The following is a 13663-nucleotide window of genomic DNA, read 5'->3' as shown; positions in this document are numbered from 1 at the left end:
GCCATGCTGAAGGTCAACAAGTGGGCGCGGACCGTCGTCTCCCGGATGCGGGGGAAGGACCGGGACGCGGGGGCCGGGTTCGTGGAGTACGCGGGCCTCATGATCATCATCGCGGGTATCTTTACGCTGATCGACGGGCTGGGATTGGACGGGTTGATCTCACAGGCGATCCTGACGGCAGTGAACAACGTCATCGGGGACTGAGGCTTCCGGGAGTACGCGAGGACCGAGGTCAGACACTTCCGATCTACATTTGGCTGACCGCGATTCTGCTCTTTGCCGCCGTCGCCTTCTTCGTGTTCGCCCAAGCAGCGTCCGTCCGCAATGGAGCCCAATCTGCGGCGGACGCTGCGGCGTTGGCGGCGGCACAGGACGCCCGGGACGAACTGGTGGAGACCCTGACCGGTGCTATCGGGCAGGATGGCGACTGGCTCGACTGGCTGAATGACCAGGAGCTACCGGGCACCGGGGCCACGGCGGCAGCACAGGCACTCGCCGCAGAGAACGACGCGACTGTCCAGGGCGGCGCCGACCCCGTGGTCAAGGATGGCTATCCCGGATTCAGGGTCGCTGTGGAGACCAACAACACGGTCGGCGCCTCGATCATCCCGGGGACGGAAGGCATGCATGCCAGGGCCCATGCCATAGCCGTTCTTCAGCCGCGCTGCGACTTCGACGCCGATGCGGATCCCACGAAGCCAGTCCAACTCGACTGCGACGGCCACCTCGTGGACATCGACCCCACAAATTTCGATCCGGACGACTTCCCCGATGCGTCCGTGCTGTTCTCTGTGCATCTGGCCGAGTGAGAGGAAGCCGTACCGATGGATTTCCGGCATACCAAGAAGAGCCGCAGGGCGCTGTCGACGGTGGCGATCACGGCCGGGCTGCTTGTTGCGGTGGCCGGCTGTGGCGGGGGAGGCGACGACGACAAGGCGTCGAGCGCGGGTTCTTCGTCCACCCCAACCGCCAAGAACCAGGGAGACGCGGACGCGGACAAGAAGGAGTCTCAAGCCCCTGCCGGCGACCCGGTGCTGGCCGAAGTAAAGGCAGGAGGCCTGACGCTCCAGGTCACGTCGGCCTCTCGTGACGAAGGCGGCTTCGTCACCGTCGAAGGCAAGGTGACCAATGGCACTGGTGCACCGTGGGTCGGGGCGGATTGGCGCGGCGACGAGAACGACCTCGTGAAGAACGGCGGATCGATCGCGGGTGCGAGTCTTCTCGACACGGCAGGCAAGAAGAAGTACCTCGTACTGCGTGACACGGAAGGTCGCTGCCTGTGCACCAGGTTCACCGGCGGCGTCGGAACGGGTGACACGACGGACTGGTTCGCTCAGTTCCCCGCCCCGCCCGGAGGCACCAGTAAGGTCGATTTCCAGGTCGGCTCGATGCCCCCGGCGTCCATCGAAATCACTGAGGGCGAGTGACGATGACCCGCACTCATCGCTCCACCGCGACCACGGTCACGGCCCTGGCAGTCCTGGCCGCGCTCACCTTGGGCACCCCCGTCGCCTATGCCGACGGCGATGACCCGAGCGCGCCCCCGGGCGGCAGTCTGACAACCTCCCCACCCCCCGAAGTGGACCCCAACAGCCCCGGCCTGAAAATGGCCGACGGCGCCACGCTCGCCCCGTCCAAGGTCCTCGACATCATGTCGGTCGTGGAGGACATGGGCGGCGAGGAACGCCGGGTGGACACGAGCGAGAGCGTGACCTTCGCGCTCCAGGCGGAGGTCCTGTTCCCGAAGAACAGCTCGAAACTGAACCCGGAAGCCCGCTCCCGCATCCAGGCGATCGCCGACGAGATAAAGGCACAGAAGGCCACGAACGTCAGGGTCTTCGGCTTCACCGACAACCTCGGCTCGTACGCCCACGGCCTGACCCTCTCCAAGAACCGCGCGGAGGTCGTCCACGACGAACTGGCCGTCGGCCTGGGCCCGGACGTCACCTTCCAGGTACGCGGCTACAGCGAGGACTACCCGATCGCCGACAACGCCTCGGAACAGGGCCGCCGCAAGAACCGGCGCGTGGAGGTGACGTTCCAGAAGGGGGAGTGAATCCGAGTCAGAGTCCCTACGACACATCACGCCCCCGCCGCCTCAAACCGCGCCGAACTCAGCCGGCGAGCAAGGCACGCGCCCACTGTTCCTCGCGCTGTTCGATGTATTCGGCGTCGCTCCGCCAGGCGTCGCCGTGCCCTTCGGCCCAGAGCGTCGCCCACGGCTGGTTGCCCTCCGCTGCCTGCTCACGCAGGAAGTCGTGCATGGCCCGGGTACGGCGGCCCAACAGGGGCACCAACTCACGCCGCTCACTCTCCTCGAGCCCGTAGGCGTCGGCGAAGACCCGCAGGCGGCTGTCGGCATCGGCACGTTGCCAGTGGGGATGCGCGGACAACTGAACGAAGCCGCGCATCGCATAGGCGACGTCCCAGAGCCGAGTACCGGGACCGGCGGTGTCCCAGTCGATGAAGGCCCACGCGTCCTCCCCCTCGGCCACGAGATTCCAGGGGGCCAGGTCGTGGTGGGCGATGATGTCAGCCCCCTCGACGGGGATCAGCACCTGCCACTGGGCGTCGGGCGGCGGGGTGAACCCCTCCACGGCATCGTGGAAGTCCCGGACCAGACGCGCCACGCGAGCCAGTCCTAGTGAGGTCTCCACCAGCGTGAACCGGGCGGGCCAGATCACCTCGCCCCTCACAAAGCTCAGCACCTCCCGGCCCTGCTCATCGATGCCAAGGGGCCGAGGCGCCGCCCGGAACCCCACCTCGTGAAGATGGGCCAGCAGCGCATGCACTGCTGGCGTCCACGGTCCCGCCGGGCGCCGGACGGTATCACCGATGCGGACGACACCGGCGTTCATGTTCCCGCCGGACAATGGCTGCTCTTCATCGTGTCGCACGGTGGCAGTCTGGCCGACGTGCCTTTGCCGATCACCTCAATTAGAGGGAACTTCTCCACCTGGAAGCACCAGGGTTGAGGGGTCGGGACCTGTCGTGCCCGAGGGAGCGGGTCGGCGCTCCTCCTCGTTCACACCAGGTGGTCCGCTTTCCCTGCCTTGATGTCCTGGACCAGCGCGCGGAGGGCCTCGCGACTGTCTGTCAGGTAGCGCTCTTCCTGTCCTGCGAGGGCTATGTAGGCGTTGCCGTCGTTGTCGGTGCCCAGGCGGAAGCAGTTGTTGCCTTCCCCGCAGAAGGGCTCTTCCCACTGGATGCCGGTCACGATCTCTCCCCTAAAGTTCGCGGGCAATCTGGTGGATGAGATCACGGGAGACCGCCGGTGACAGTGCCGCGTTGTCCATCCAGTCCAGGTGGACACGGTACTTGCTGAGCTGCGCTTCGGCGTGGGTGAATTCGGGCCCGTGTGCGGAGTCGAGTTGCACCGTGTCGAGCTGCGGCACCACCCCGTCCGCAAACAGCAGCGCGTGTCCCGCTCCGGGGAAGCCGCTCACGGTGAACGGGATGACCCGTACCTCCACGTTCTCTTGCTCGGACGCCGCGCACATGCGCCTCAGTTGATCTCGGGTCACTTCGGAACCGCCGAACGGCATATGGAGGGCCGCTTCGTGGACATAGGCGACGTACGGCACTGGTTGTGAACGCTCGAAGACCTGCTGCCGCTCCATGCGGTGGGCGACACGCAACTCGATCTGCAGTCTGGACAGGGGCGGTAGGACCGCGTCGAAGACCGCGCGGGCGTATTCCTCGGACTGGAGCAGTCCTGGTACGTGCATGATCTGGACTGTGCGCACGCGCGCGGCGTGCCACTCCAACTCCGCGATGTCGAGCAGCCCAGCGGGCAAGCTGCCCCGGTGCTTCTCCCACCACCCGCGTTCCTTGCTACCGACCATGTCGGCCAGGGCTGAGAGCGCCTCGACGTAACGAGCGTCTGTGCAGGTGTAGTTGCAGGCGAGCGTGCGGACCCGTTCGGCTGAGAAGGGCCGGATCCCGGACTCCATGTTGGAGAGCCTGGTCCGGTCGATCCCGAGCAGACCGGCTGCGTACTCGGTTGTGCAGCCGGTGGCGAGACGCATCTTGCGCATCTCGGCACCGAGTCGTTTCTGCCGCTCTGTTGGCGTGGTCCTGGTCGACATGCCATCCCCTCTAGGCCTGGATGGCTCACAGTCTGCCCATCAAGCATTCCCCCGGTCCACTCGCTAGGGGGTAATTATCACTGAACTGATGGACACTGTGACTCCAACGCCGCTACCTTCGGTGACGTAGGGACTACACAACGCACTGCCGGAAGTGCATCACGTGAGCCTGTCCGCAGCTCCTTTCCTGGGAGGGTCGGGCTCGCGTCAGGGAGACGGGCCGCCGGCTGCATGCACCGCACACGCGTCGAATCGCCTTCGAACGTGCCACTCGTGCAATGGAGTTGCCATGACTGCACCTGCCCCCGCAAGCACCTGCCCACTGTCCATCGACCCGCTGCCCACCTCGCCACCCGAGCCGGAGAAACTCGCGTACAGCCTCACCCTGCCCGCCGCGCCGACGAGTGCGGCGATCGCGAGGGCGGCCGCTCGCACGGTGCTGCGCATGCACGGCCTGCACGACGTAGCCGACGCGGCGGTCCAGGTCGTGAGCGAACTGACATCCTGCGCCTGCCGTTTCACAACCGCCGACGACATTTACATCTCGCTCCGCTATCGCGACGGAGCGCTGCGCGTGATCCTCTACGACGCTCACCCCCGACACGCCCACCCCCGCTTGTCGGCAGCCTGCGACGCCAGGCGCCGCGCGACCCTGCGGGTGCTGGCCTGCGTCGTCCGAGCCTGCCAGGGTGACTGGGGCTTCGACGCGGCCCGCGAACCGGGCGGCGGCACACGCATGTGGGCGGTGCTCCCGAGGTCGGGGGCGCGAACGTACGGGGTGTCGGGGGAGCGCACGAATGGGTGAAGCGGGCCCGGGTGTGGCAATGAGCCTTTCCCAGTAATGGACCATGACGTTGTGTGATTGTTCAGATGGTGCGGTCGTACTCGAGTTGAAGCAGGACGAGGGCTGCGGCGGCAATCTTCGTGATGCGGCTGGGGTCGAGGCTGACCCGGCGCAGGGCCTTGAAGGTGGTCTTGAGCAGGGAGTTGGCGCGCTCGCAGACGCCGTGGATGCCGCGGATGACCTTGTTGCAGGTCTGCTGAGCCTCGGTCAGCTCGGCTCCGGCGGGCTTTTTGACGGGGTGGCGGAAGCCGTCGTCGGCGTTCTCGTAGCCGAGGTCGACGAGGGTCGGCATGTCCAGCTCGGCCGCGATGCGGTTGAGGGCGTCGACCAGCCCGTGGTGGCGGGCGCAGGTGGTGTCGTGCTCCCGGCCCGGCCGTACTGACGAGACCCAGATCGGCCAGCCGTCCGGAGTCGAGATGACCTGTACGTTCCCGCCATGGTGCTTGTGTTTTCCCGACCACCAGAGGTCTGCGCCGTTGGGGCCCGGGGCGGCGACGCGGTCGGTGCGGATGACCGTGCCGTCGAGGTTCAGATGCGTCAGCCCGGCTGCCTTCGCACGCTCCAGCGCGGTGGACAGGTCCGGTGCTCCGGCGGCCAGGACGGCCAGTCCTTCGTGGAGGTAGCGGAAGGAGGTGGAGGCCGACAGTCCGTTGCCACGGGCGAGTTGAGCCAACCGGGTGCCGTCGAGGAACCAGCGCAGCACGAGTACGGCCTGCTTGAAGCAGCCCAGCGCACGTCGGCCCTCGCGGGTCCTGGCCACGATCCGGTGGTCACGCAGGAGGCCGGCCAGGTGCTCGGCGGTGGTCCGCTTCGCATCGAGCACGGCGGTGTATGTGACACTGGTCGACACGTGAGGCCCCTCGGTCAGAACAATCTGTCGCAAGATCGTTCCTACGAGGGGCCTTACGCCTGCACGGACTTGAGGACCGCACGGGGCCGCAGCGCCAGCATCGCGATCACAGCGAGCGACGGGTGCTTACCGGGAAAAGCTCAATGCCGACACGAGGTAATGCCTACGTTCGGGGTGTGACCGCACTCTTTGAGATCGAAGTGGAACCAGAAGTGCGGCTCTGGCTTGAGGCACTCTCGCCCCGTCATTTTCGGCAGGCCGAGGAAAAGGCAGAGCTGCTGGCGTTATCACCGACCACACTCGGTGAGCCGCACTCACGTAGTCTGGGCGAGGGTGTACGCGAGTTGCGCTTCATCCTGGACGGAAACTCGGTCCGGGTGACGTACTGGCTGGCACCCGGCCGACGCATCGTCCTGCTCACGGTCTTCAGGAAGACCAGGATGCGGGAGGAGGCGGAGGTCAAGCAGGCAAAGCTGCTGTGCGAGGCGGAACACGGTCCTGCACACGAGGAGTTCACTCGCGACTTCCGGGAGGAATGGTGAATCACACCCGCTGGAAGCTGGCTCAGCAGCGGCGCGTTGTTGAGGGGTACGCAGAGCCCCCAGAGGTCGTCGCCGAGCGTGAGGAGATCCGGTTGGCGCTTGTCCTGGGGCAGCTGGTGTACGACCGGCGTGCGTTCCTGGGGCTGTCGCAGTCCGCACTGGGTGAGCGTCTCGGAATGACCCCTGACGCGGTGGAGGCCCTGGAGCTGGGCGGCATGCTGCCTGTCACTGCTGACCTTCTGGTCCGTCTGGCCGGCGCGCTGGACGTCACGGTGGATCTTCACGTCGTGGCCGACGGTGCCAACACTGTGGCTTTCGGGGAGCGCGCAGCGTAGGTAAGCGCGCCCGTCCGGTTGCCCTTCGCGATTCGGCAGTGAAACGGCCTGCTCGCCGTAGCATGCAGCGAGCAGGTCATTATGTTATGCAACCGCTATAGGTCAAGTGGTGTTGCATGTGAGTTATTCAATCCAATATGCTCCAACGGTTGACAGGTTTCTGCCTGGTGCCGCCATGCGCTGATGGATAGCGTGAAAGCACACGTGGCAGCAGGGCCTTGGGTGACGTCCGATGAGTACCGCGAGCACCAGTCGCAGCCCCCGATGTCGATGAGGTGCGTGTCGTGCGGAAAGTTGTGTTGATGATGTCCATCTCCCTCGACGGATACTTCGAGGGACCCAACCGCGAGATCGACTGGCACCTTGTCGACGAAGAGCTTCACCGGTACTTCAACCAGCGGGTCAAAAGCATGGGCGGCATTCTCGCCGGGCGCGTGACCCATCAGCTCATGGCCGACTTCTGGCCCACCGCCGACACCGACCCCGGCCCCGACACCACGGAGGCCATGGTCGAGTTCGCCGGTATCTGGCGGGACATCCCGAAGTACGTGTTCTCCCGGACCTTGGAGCACGCCGACTGGAACACCACCATCGTGCGGGAGGTCGTCCCGGAGGACATTCGGGCGCTCAAGGAGCAGCCCGGCGGGGATCTCGTGGTCGGCGGGGCCGAACTCGCCGCCGAGTTCATGCGGCACGACCTCGTCGACGAGTTTCACCTGTGCGTCCATCCCGTGCTGATCGGACGCGGCAGGCCGCTCTTCCCCGAGGCCGATCACCTCACCCGGCTCCGGCTCGCCGAATCACGCACCTTCGGCAACGGTGTCGTACTCCTGCGGTACGAACGTGCCGGCAGCGACGGCCTGTAGAGGTAGCACCGCCGGTCGATGTCAGTGCCCCCTGCCAGACTCCCCACCATGACCGACGACGAGTCCGAGGACCTGCCCGGCAACGACCCCGACCATCTGACCGACGGCGGAACTGGCAACGACGTACAGCTCCGCGATGTCGTGGAAGCCGACCTGGAGTTTCTGCTCGCGTACGAGAACGATCCCGAAGCCGTCCGGCGGTCGCGGTTCACGCCCCGGCCGCGGGACGCCTTCATGGCGCACTGGAAGTCGAAGATCCTCGGCGACAGCACCGTGTTCGTGCAGACGATCACCGTGGACACCGAGCCCGCCGGCAGCATCGTCGCCTGGTGGGAGGGCGAAGAGGGTGCCGGTGGAGGTCGCCGTCGCTTCATCGGGTACTGGCTCGGGCGGCCCTACTGGGGGAGAGGGGTCGGGAGCGTCGCCCTCGGGCTGTTCCTCCTGCGCGAGACCAGCCGGCCCCTCTACGCCGACCCCTTCGCCGGGAACACCGCCTCCGTCCGCCTCCTCGAAAAGCACGGCTTCCGTCGCACCGGCACGGTCAGCCACGGCGACAACGAGCAGGTCATGCTCGTCCTCGACGCCGAGAGGTCGTGAGGTCATGAGGTCGTTAAGCCAGCCACACCAGGCAGTCAGCTCCTGAGCTACGACGGTTCGTACTCTCCCGTCGCCCCGTCGATCAGCTCCCGCAGGATGTCCATGTGCCCCGCGTGCCGTGCCGTCTCCGCCGTCATGCGGACCAGGACCCAGCGCAGCGAGCACTCGTCGTCCCGCCAGGCCGGCCTGCCCAGGGTGTCCAGGGGGAGTTCCGTGAGTACGCGGTCGGCGGCGGCGCGGGCACGGGCGTAGAAGTCGGTGATCCGGGCCGTGGTCTCGTCCGGGCCCGCCGTCATGTCCTCGCCGAGGTACGGGTCGAACCAGAAGGGCTCCACCTCCCGGCCGAACGTCTCCACGAACCAGCCGTACTCCACCGACGCCAGATGCTTCACCAGCCCCAGCAGACTCGTCCCCGACGGTGTCATCGGTCTGCGGACCTGTTCCTCGCTCAGGCCCGCCAGTTTCCACAGCACGGAGTCCCGCTCCTGGTCGAGCTTCGCGCGCAGCGTCGTCGTCTCGTCATCGGCGTACAGCATGTCCCCGACCACCTCTTCTTCCGTCCCGCTTGCGTCCTGCTTCCGTCGTGCGGCGGAAAATATCAGCGGCCCCCGACAGCGGCCTGCGAACATCGCCCTCATGCCCGCGCCCACCACTCCTGTACGCGCTCCCGTGCACACCTCCATCCCCACCTCCATCCCCACCTTCGAACAACTCCTCGCTGAGGGGGCCGCCGTCCCCACCGACGGATGGGACTTCTCCTGGTTCGACGGCAGGGCCACCGAGGAGCGGCCCTCCTGGGGATATGCCCGGGCCATGGGGGAGCGGCTGGCCCGTGCGTCCGCCGCCCTCGACGTGCACACCGGGGGCGGCGAGGTACTCAACACCGCCCCGAAGCTGCCCCCGCTCACCGTCGCCACCGAGGGCTGGCCGCCGAACGTCGTCAAAGCCACCGCCCTGCTCCACCCGCGCGGTGCGGCGGTCGTCGCCGTGCCGGACGACGCACCGTTGCCCTTCGCCGCCGGCGCCTTCGATCTGGTCGTCAGCCGGCACCCCGTCTCGCCGCACTGGACCGAGATCGCCCGCGTCCTGCGACCCGGCGGTACGTACTTCGCCCAGCACGTCGGGCCCGCCAGCGCGTACGAACTCGTCGAGTACTTCCTCGGACCGCAGTCGGCGGAGGGACGCGACGCCCGCCACCCCGACCGTGAGCGGGTCGGCGCGGAAGCCGCCGGGCTGGAGATCGTCGAACTGCGCGCCGAGCGGCTGCGGATGGAGTTCTACGACATCGCGGCCGTGGTGCACTTCCTGCGCAAGGTGATCTGGATGGTGCCCGGATTCACTGTCGACGCCTACCGCCCCCGGCTCCGGTCCCTGCACGAGCGGATCGAGGCCGAGGGTTCGTTCGTGGCACACAGCAGCCGCCATCTCTTCGAGGCCCGCAAGCCGTCCGCCTGATGCGGCTGATCCGGATGCTCTTCGCGGCTCGGCCGGATCGATCGCCAAGCGGTCGAATAATACGGGTGAACCATGACATATAAGGACTTATTCATCGCAAACATCCGGATATCGCTCCCTGCCGTCCGAATATTGGCGAGATCTCGGCGCAAGGAGCGTGGCTGTCGTGGCCGTGCGCGTCACCCGTGAGACATGTGCGCATATGCCCGAAAAGGTTTCACGGGGTTTCCACATCGTTATCCCTGTCGCTCGCGAGCATGGCTCGGTGTCGCGTAACTTTGGCCAAAGGTAATTCGCGTGAGCAAAGCTGCGCGGACGGTACCGCGCAGAGGAGGGGCCTGCGCGGTGCCCTGCCTCCCCGCCCGGCACTCGCGCGAAGTCGTTCCGCGCCTGCTCAGCAACCCTCCGACTGCGGCCCGTCGGCCCGGATCGTGAGCCGTACACCCCGGCGTACACCCCACCTCTCCAGCGCCCCGGCCTCCGCCTCCAGGATCGACCGCACCCAGGGGCGGGGGAGCCCAACCCGGCCCGGACGCATGGTCCTTACCGCCCGGACCCGCGCCTTTCCGTCGAGATAGGCGACGTCGATCGCGAACCGCATCCCGAACGTGTGCACCGAACTCGCGGGCGTCAGCAGCAGCGCGCCCTCGATTCCGTCCCGGCCCAGCAGCCCCCGTCGCCGGGCTCGGCCGGAGTCGGCGAGCTCCAGCGGAATCGGATCCGGTGTCTGAGCGGTGGTGAACGTGGCCATGGCTGTGAAGTTAGCGAGGGCGTCAAGCGGGCGTTCGCGACCGGATCGCCCCTGGGAGGGACGCAGAGGCCGGAGGCTCGCCCGAACGCGTCCGACACCCGTATGGACCCGGGGTGGCCGGAGGTGTTCACCAGGTGGTGAAACCCGCCGAATCCCTCTGGATCTCCCCGGAACCCGCGATATTTCCTGGGAATCCGCTGTTTTCCGGCCATGATCCGACTGTGAAACCGGGCTTCCGAGGCCATCCACGCGTTGCCGGGTGACTTCGGAGAGTAGTTGTTCGGTGCGGATGTACGCAGCATCACTCACGAAGGGTTATGGTGGAAGCCCCCCCTCGGGCCGGTCCGTCTCCCCCCCACGGACCGGCCCGTTTTTTGTGCCCGGCCGGAGCAGCCGGATACCGCCGCTCTCCGACCCTCCTCTCCCCGCACCTCCTCGCGCCCCTCCGTGATCCCGCCGCGCCCTCGCCCTTCGCGCCCGCCTCTCGGGAGGCGGGGTCCCCTTTGCCCGTCCATGTCCCTCCCCGGCGCGAGGCCTCGGTTCCCCCGAGCGCAAGGGCCCCCTTCCCGCAGCGGTACGCTTCCCCTCCGGGGACCGCCACCCCCGAGGACCGCCATACGGGCAGGGACCGCGCCAGGGATTGCGCCCGGCCGCGCCTGTCCGATCCGTACGGAGGGGCTGACAAACACGTGAACCTGCGCGACAACCTGCGCCGACTGCTGGTCAGGGTCTACACACGCAGGGTGGAGGGCCACCTCGACCACGACCAGGTGCCCAAGCACATCGGCGTCATCGTGGACGGAAACCGGCGCTGGGCGAAGGCGGCGGGCTCCACCACCGCCCAGGGGCACCGGGCCGGCGCGGACAAGATCGAGGAGTTCCTCGGCTGGTGCTCCGAGACCGATGTCGAGGTCGTCACCCTCTGGCTGCTCTCCACGGACAACGTCAACCGTCCGCCGGAGGAGCTGGCACCACTCCTCGAGATCATCGAGAACGTGGTGACCTCCCTCGCCGCCGACGGCCGCTGGCGCGTCCACCACGTCGGCAACCTCGATCTGCTCCCCGGGCAGCTGCAGACCCAGCTCAAGGAGGCCGAGGAAGCCACCGCGCACGTGACGGGCGGAATACTGGTCAACGTGGCCATCGGCTACGGCGGCCGGCAGGAGATTGCCGACGCCGTGCGCTCGATGATGCTCGACGCCCACGACAGGGGCACCTCCCTGGAGGAGCTCGCCGAGAACGTCGACATCGACCTGATCGGCAAGCACCTCTACACCAGCGACCAGCCCGACCCCGACCTCGTCATCCGCACCAGCGGCGAGCAGCGGCTGTCCGGGTTCATGCTCTGGCAGACGGCCCACTCGGAGTACTACTTCTGCGAGGTCTTCTGGCCGGCCTTCCGCAAGGTCGACTTCCTGCGCGCCCTGCGCGACTACGCGGCCCGCCACCGGCGCTACGGCGGCTGATCCCGGCTGAAACCGGTCTGGCCCGGAAACCAGTCTTCGGGATGAAATTCACACCCTCTGGGGCGGAAGTAACAAGGAGTTCACCAGCGCGCCGCCATAGGTCGTGGCATGGCCGCGCATGTTCGAGGGCATAAGCCAAGCAGGTCGACACCCGAACCACGGGTGTCGTATCTCAGCAGACGGCACGGGGCCGTCCGCCCGGGAGGCCCTTTGCACCAGCCCGACCGTGTGGTCACAGCACGGGCGAACAGGCGGAGGGCCGGTTCTCGGCCCGCGCATTGGGGCCGTCGACCGGTCCAGATCTCCTTCGTCGCTCCCCGACCTCATCCGAGGGGGTACGTCCTTCCGTGGTGACCAGCACAAAGCGCCGTATGCCAGACCGGCGCACCTATGTCATCGACACCAGCGTCCTGCTGGCCGACCCAGGCGCCCTGAACCGCTTCGAGGAGCACGAAGTCGTGCTGCCGATCGTCGTGGTCACGGAGTTGGAGGCCAAACGGCACCATCCCGAACTCGGCTACTTCGCCCGGCAGGCCCTGCGCATGCTGGACGAGTTCCGCGTCCGGTTCGGTCGACTCGACGCCCCGATTCCGATCGGGGAGCTGGGTGGGACCGTCCGTGTCGAGCTCAACCACTCGGACCCCAGCGTGCTGCCAAGCGGCTATCGCCTGGGGGACAACGACTCCCGCATCCTCGCGGTCGCCCGCAACCTGCAGGCCGAGGGGTACGACGTCACGGTCGTGTCGAAGGACCTGCCGCTCAGGATCAAGGCCTCGTCCGTCGGGCTCCTCGCCGAGGAGTACCGCGCGGAGCTGGCCATCACGGGCTCCTCCGGCTGGACCGGAATGTCCGAACTGACCCTGCCCGGCGAACAGGTCGACCTCCTCTTCGAGGAAGGGCACGCCTACGTCCCCGAGGCCGCCGAACTGCCGGTGCACACCGGCCTGACGATCCAGTCGGAGCGCGGAAAGGCCCTGGGGCGCGTCACGGCCGAGGGCAACGTCCGTCTCGTACGCGGGGATCGCGAGGTGTTCGGTATCAAGGGGAGGAGCGCGGAACAGCGGATCGCGCTCGACATCCTTCTCGATCCGGACATCGGGATCGTGTCGATGGGTGGCCGGGCCGGCACCGGCAAGTCGGCGCTGGCGCTGTGCGCCGGTCTGGAGGCCGTGCTGGAACGGCGGCAGCACCAGAAGGTGATGGTCTTCCGGCCGCTGTACGCGGTGGGCGGGCAGGAGCTCGGCTATCTGCCCGGTTCCGAGTCCGAGAAGATGGGCCCCTGGGCGCAGGCGGTCTTCGACACGCTGTCCGCGGTCACCAGCCGCGAGGTCATCGAGGAGATCACCGCGCGTGGCATGCTCGAAGTGCTGCCCCTCACCCACATCCGCGGCCGGTCGCTCCACGACGCGTTCGTGATCGTGGACGAGGCGCAGTCGCTGGAGCGGAACGTCCTGCTCACCGTGCTGTCCCGGATCGGCTCCAACTCCCGGGTGGTTCTCACCCATGACGTGGCGCAACGGGACAATCTACGGGTCGGCCGGTACGACGGTGTCGTGGCCGTCGTCGAGAAGCTGAAGGGGCACCCGCTCTTCGCGCATGTCACCCTCAACAGGTCCGAGCGGTCCCAGATCGCGGCCCTGGTGACCGAAATGCTGGAGGACGGGCAGATCTGACCCTGTTGGTCAGATGGTGAGCGGATAGGGACTCGCTCGGGCAATTGGGCAATTGCGTCCGGTTACCCTGGAGTTCGCATAATGGGCGCCGTCCGGCAAAGGCCAAGAGCCTAGCCGGGCGGCGCTTCCGCGTCTGCCGCTTTCCTCAAATCACCGGGGACAAACGAGGTGTGAGCTTTCACACGCAACTCAGAAT

18 protein-coding genes are annotated in these 13663 nt (G+C 67.2%); 12 read left to right on the top strand and 6 right to left on the bottom strand.

Annotation, left to right across the window (positions count from 1 at the left end; translation table 11 throughout):
• Window positions 1-3: 3 nt before the first annotated feature.
• From ACW4TU_RS15110 to ACW4TU_RS15095, 4 genes are read left to right on the top strand one after another with little or no spacing between them, the layout of a single operon-like run.
• Window positions 4-204, top strand: coding sequence for a hypothetical protein (locus ACW4TU_RS15110; RefSeq protein WP_457430112.1), 201 nt, complete (start codon window positions 4-6; stop codon window positions 202-204).
• Entirely contained in the window at window positions 201-809 is a 609-nt protein-coding gene (locus tag ACW4TU_RS15105; protein WP_457430110.1) for a pilus assembly protein TadG-related protein, read from the top strand. Before ACW4TU_RS15110 ends, ACW4TU_RS15105 begins: the two co-directional genes overlap by 4 nt.
• 15 nt (window positions 810-824) lie before the next feature.
• Window positions 825-1427 carry a hypothetical protein gene (locus ACW4TU_RS15100; RefSeq protein WP_457428334.1) on the top strand — a complete coding sequence of 201 codons (603 nt, stop codon included), beginning with the start codon at window positions 825-827 and terminating at the stop codon, window positions 1425-1427.
• A 2-nt stretch (window positions 1428-1429) separates the two neighbouring features.
• Window positions 1430-2056 (top strand): OmpA family protein, encoded by a 627-nt coding sequence (locus ACW4TU_RS15095; RefSeq protein ID WP_457428333.1) that lies wholly within the window; start codon window positions 1430-1432, stop codon window positions 2054-2056.
• Between the two features lie 58 nt (window positions 2057-2114).
• Here the strand turns inward: ACW4TU_RS15095 and ACW4TU_RS15090 are convergent, their stop codons facing one another.
• The 3 genes from ACW4TU_RS15090 to ACW4TU_RS15080 all read right to left on the bottom strand — a co-directional run bounded on the left by ACW4TU_RS15090 (window position 2115) and on the right by ACW4TU_RS15080 (window position 4088).
• The gene (locus ACW4TU_RS15090) at window positions 2115-2858 is read right to left on the bottom strand and encodes a phosphotransferase (RefSeq protein WP_457428332.1); all 744 of its coding nucleotides are present in this window, start codon (window positions 2856-2858) and stop codon (window positions 2115-2117) included.
• Between the two features lie 167 nt (window positions 2859-3025).
• The gene (locus ACW4TU_RS15085; RefSeq protein ID WP_457428331.1) at window positions 3026-3217 is read right to left on the bottom strand and encodes a hypothetical protein; all 192 of its coding nucleotides are present in this window, start codon (window positions 3215-3217) and stop codon (window positions 3026-3028) included.
• A gap of 10 nt (window positions 3218-3227) precedes the next feature.
• The gene (locus ACW4TU_RS15080) at window positions 3228-4088 is read right to left on the bottom strand and encodes a helix-turn-helix domain-containing protein (RefSeq protein WP_457428330.1); all 861 of its coding nucleotides are present in this window, start codon (window positions 4086-4088) and stop codon (window positions 3228-3230) included.
• 289 nt (window positions 4089-4377) lie between these two features.
• Here ACW4TU_RS15080 and ACW4TU_RS15075 point away from each other — a divergent pair, with 289 nt between their 5' ends.
• Window positions 4378-4893, top strand: coding sequence for an ATP-binding protein (locus ACW4TU_RS15075; protein WP_457428329.1), 516 nt, complete (start codon window positions 4378-4380; stop codon window positions 4891-4893).
• Window positions 4894-4954: 61 nt separating this feature from the next.
• Here the strand turns inward: ACW4TU_RS15075 and ACW4TU_RS15070 are convergent, their stop codons facing one another.
• On the bottom strand, window positions 4955-5782 hold the full coding sequence (locus tag ACW4TU_RS15070) for an HARBI1 family protein (RefSeq protein WP_457428328.1): 828 nt from the start codon (window positions 5780-5782) through the stop codon (window positions 4955-4957).
• A gap of 176 nt (window positions 5783-5958) precedes the next feature.
• Here ACW4TU_RS15070 and ACW4TU_RS15065 point away from each other — a divergent pair, with 176 nt between their 5' ends.
• The 4 genes from ACW4TU_RS15065 (at window position 5959) to ACW4TU_RS15050 (ending at window position 8122) form a co-directional block, all read left to right on the top strand.
• Window positions 5959-6324 (top strand): type II toxin-antitoxin system RelE/ParE family toxin, encoded by a 366-nt coding sequence (locus ACW4TU_RS15065; protein ID WP_457428327.1) that lies wholly within the window; start codon window positions 5959-5961, stop codon window positions 6322-6324.
• The gene (locus ACW4TU_RS15060; RefSeq protein ID WP_457428326.1) at window positions 6318-6659 is read left to right on the top strand and encodes a helix-turn-helix domain-containing protein; all 342 of its coding nucleotides are present in this window, start codon (window positions 6318-6320) and stop codon (window positions 6657-6659) included. The genes ACW4TU_RS15065 and ACW4TU_RS15060 overlap by 7 nt, the downstream gene beginning before the upstream one ends.
• A gap of 284 nt (window positions 6660-6943) precedes the next feature.
• Window positions 6944-7525, top strand: coding sequence for a dihydrofolate reductase family protein (locus ACW4TU_RS15055; RefSeq protein ID WP_457428325.1), 582 nt, complete (start codon window positions 6944-6946; stop codon window positions 7523-7525).
• A gap of 48 nt (window positions 7526-7573) precedes the next feature.
• Entirely contained in the window at window positions 7574-8122 is a 549-nt protein-coding gene (locus tag ACW4TU_RS15050) for a GNAT family N-acetyltransferase (RefSeq protein ID WP_457428324.1), read from the top strand.
• A 47-nt stretch (window positions 8123-8169) separates the two neighbouring features.
• On the opposite strand, the gene ACW4TU_RS15045 is transcribed toward ACW4TU_RS15050, so the two are convergent.
• On the bottom strand, window positions 8170-8658 hold the full coding sequence (locus ACW4TU_RS15045; RefSeq protein WP_457428323.1) for a DinB family protein: 489 nt from the start codon (window positions 8656-8658) through the stop codon (window positions 8170-8172).
• Window positions 8659-8758: 100 nt separating this feature from the next.
• Between ACW4TU_RS15045 and ACW4TU_RS15040 the strand changes: the two genes are divergently transcribed.
• Entirely contained in the window at window positions 8759-9577 is an 819-nt protein-coding gene (locus tag ACW4TU_RS15040) for a class I SAM-dependent methyltransferase (RefSeq protein WP_457428322.1), read from the top strand.
• Between the two features lie 394 nt (window positions 9578-9971).
• On the opposite strand, the gene ACW4TU_RS15035 is transcribed toward ACW4TU_RS15040, so the two are convergent.
• Window positions 9972-10328, bottom strand: a complete 357-nt coding sequence (locus ACW4TU_RS15035; RefSeq protein WP_457428321.1) for a DUF192 domain-containing protein — start codon at window positions 10326-10328, stop codon at window positions 9972-9974.
• Between the two features lie 689 nt (window positions 10329-11017).
• Here ACW4TU_RS15035 and ACW4TU_RS15030 point away from each other — a divergent pair.
• Window positions 11018-11794 carry an isoprenyl transferase gene (locus ACW4TU_RS15030; RefSeq protein WP_457428320.1) on the top strand — a complete coding sequence of 259 codons (777 nt, stop codon included), beginning with the start codon at window positions 11018-11020 and terminating at the stop codon, window positions 11792-11794.
• A gap of 347 nt (window positions 11795-12141) precedes the next feature.
• On the top strand, window positions 12142-13467 hold the full coding sequence (locus ACW4TU_RS15025) for a PhoH family protein (protein ID WP_457428319.1): 1326 nt from the start codon (window positions 12142-12144) through the stop codon (window positions 13465-13467).
• The last annotated feature ends 196 nt before the right edge of the window (window positions 13468-13663 follow it).

It is taken from the genome of Streptomyces kryoterrae, from assembly GCF_054072135.1.
The sequence above is the reverse complement of the archived record's forward strand: the minus strand, read 5'-3'. Positions and strand labels throughout refer to the sequence as shown.

Coding starts and splice junctions, on each gene's coding strand:
- ACW4TU_RS15110 (WP_457430112.1), top strand. CDS start 4: ATGCTGAAGGTCAACAAGTGGGCGCGGACCGTCGTCTCCCGGATGCGG.
- ACW4TU_RS15100 (WP_457428334.1), top strand. CDS start 825: ATGGATTTCCGGCATACCAAGAAGAGCCGCAGGGCGCTGTCGACGGTG.
- ACW4TU_RS15095 (WP_457428333.1), top strand. CDS start 1,430: ATGACCCGCACTCATCGCTCCACCGCGACCACGGTCACGGCCCTGGCA.
- ACW4TU_RS15090 (WP_457428332.1), bottom strand. CDS start 2,858: ATGAACGCCGGTGTCGTCCGCATCGGTGATACCGTCCGGCGCCCGGCG.
- ACW4TU_RS15080 (WP_457428330.1), bottom strand. CDS start 4,088: ATGTCGACCAGGACCACGCCAACAGAGCGGCAGAAACGACTCGGTGCC.
- ACW4TU_RS15075 (WP_457428329.1), top strand. CDS start 4,378: ATGACTGCACCTGCCCCCGCAAGCACCTGCCCACTGTCCATCGACCCG.
- ACW4TU_RS15060 (WP_457428326.1), top strand. CDS start 6,318: ATGGTGAATCACACCCGCTGGAAGCTGGCTCAGCAGCGGCGCGTTGTT.
- ACW4TU_RS15050 (WP_457428324.1), top strand. CDS start 7,574: ATGACCGACGACGAGTCCGAGGACCTGCCCGGCAACGACCCCGACCAT.
- ACW4TU_RS15045 (WP_457428323.1), bottom strand. CDS start 8,658: ATGCTGTACGCCGATGACGAGACGACGACGCTGCGCGCGAAGCTCGAC.
- ACW4TU_RS15040 (WP_457428322.1), top strand. CDS start 8,759: ATGCCCGCGCCCACCACTCCTGTACGCGCTCCCGTGCACACCTCCATC.
- ACW4TU_RS15035 (WP_457428321.1), bottom strand. CDS start 10,328: ATGGCCACGTTCACCACCGCTCAGACACCGGATCCGATTCCGCTGGAG.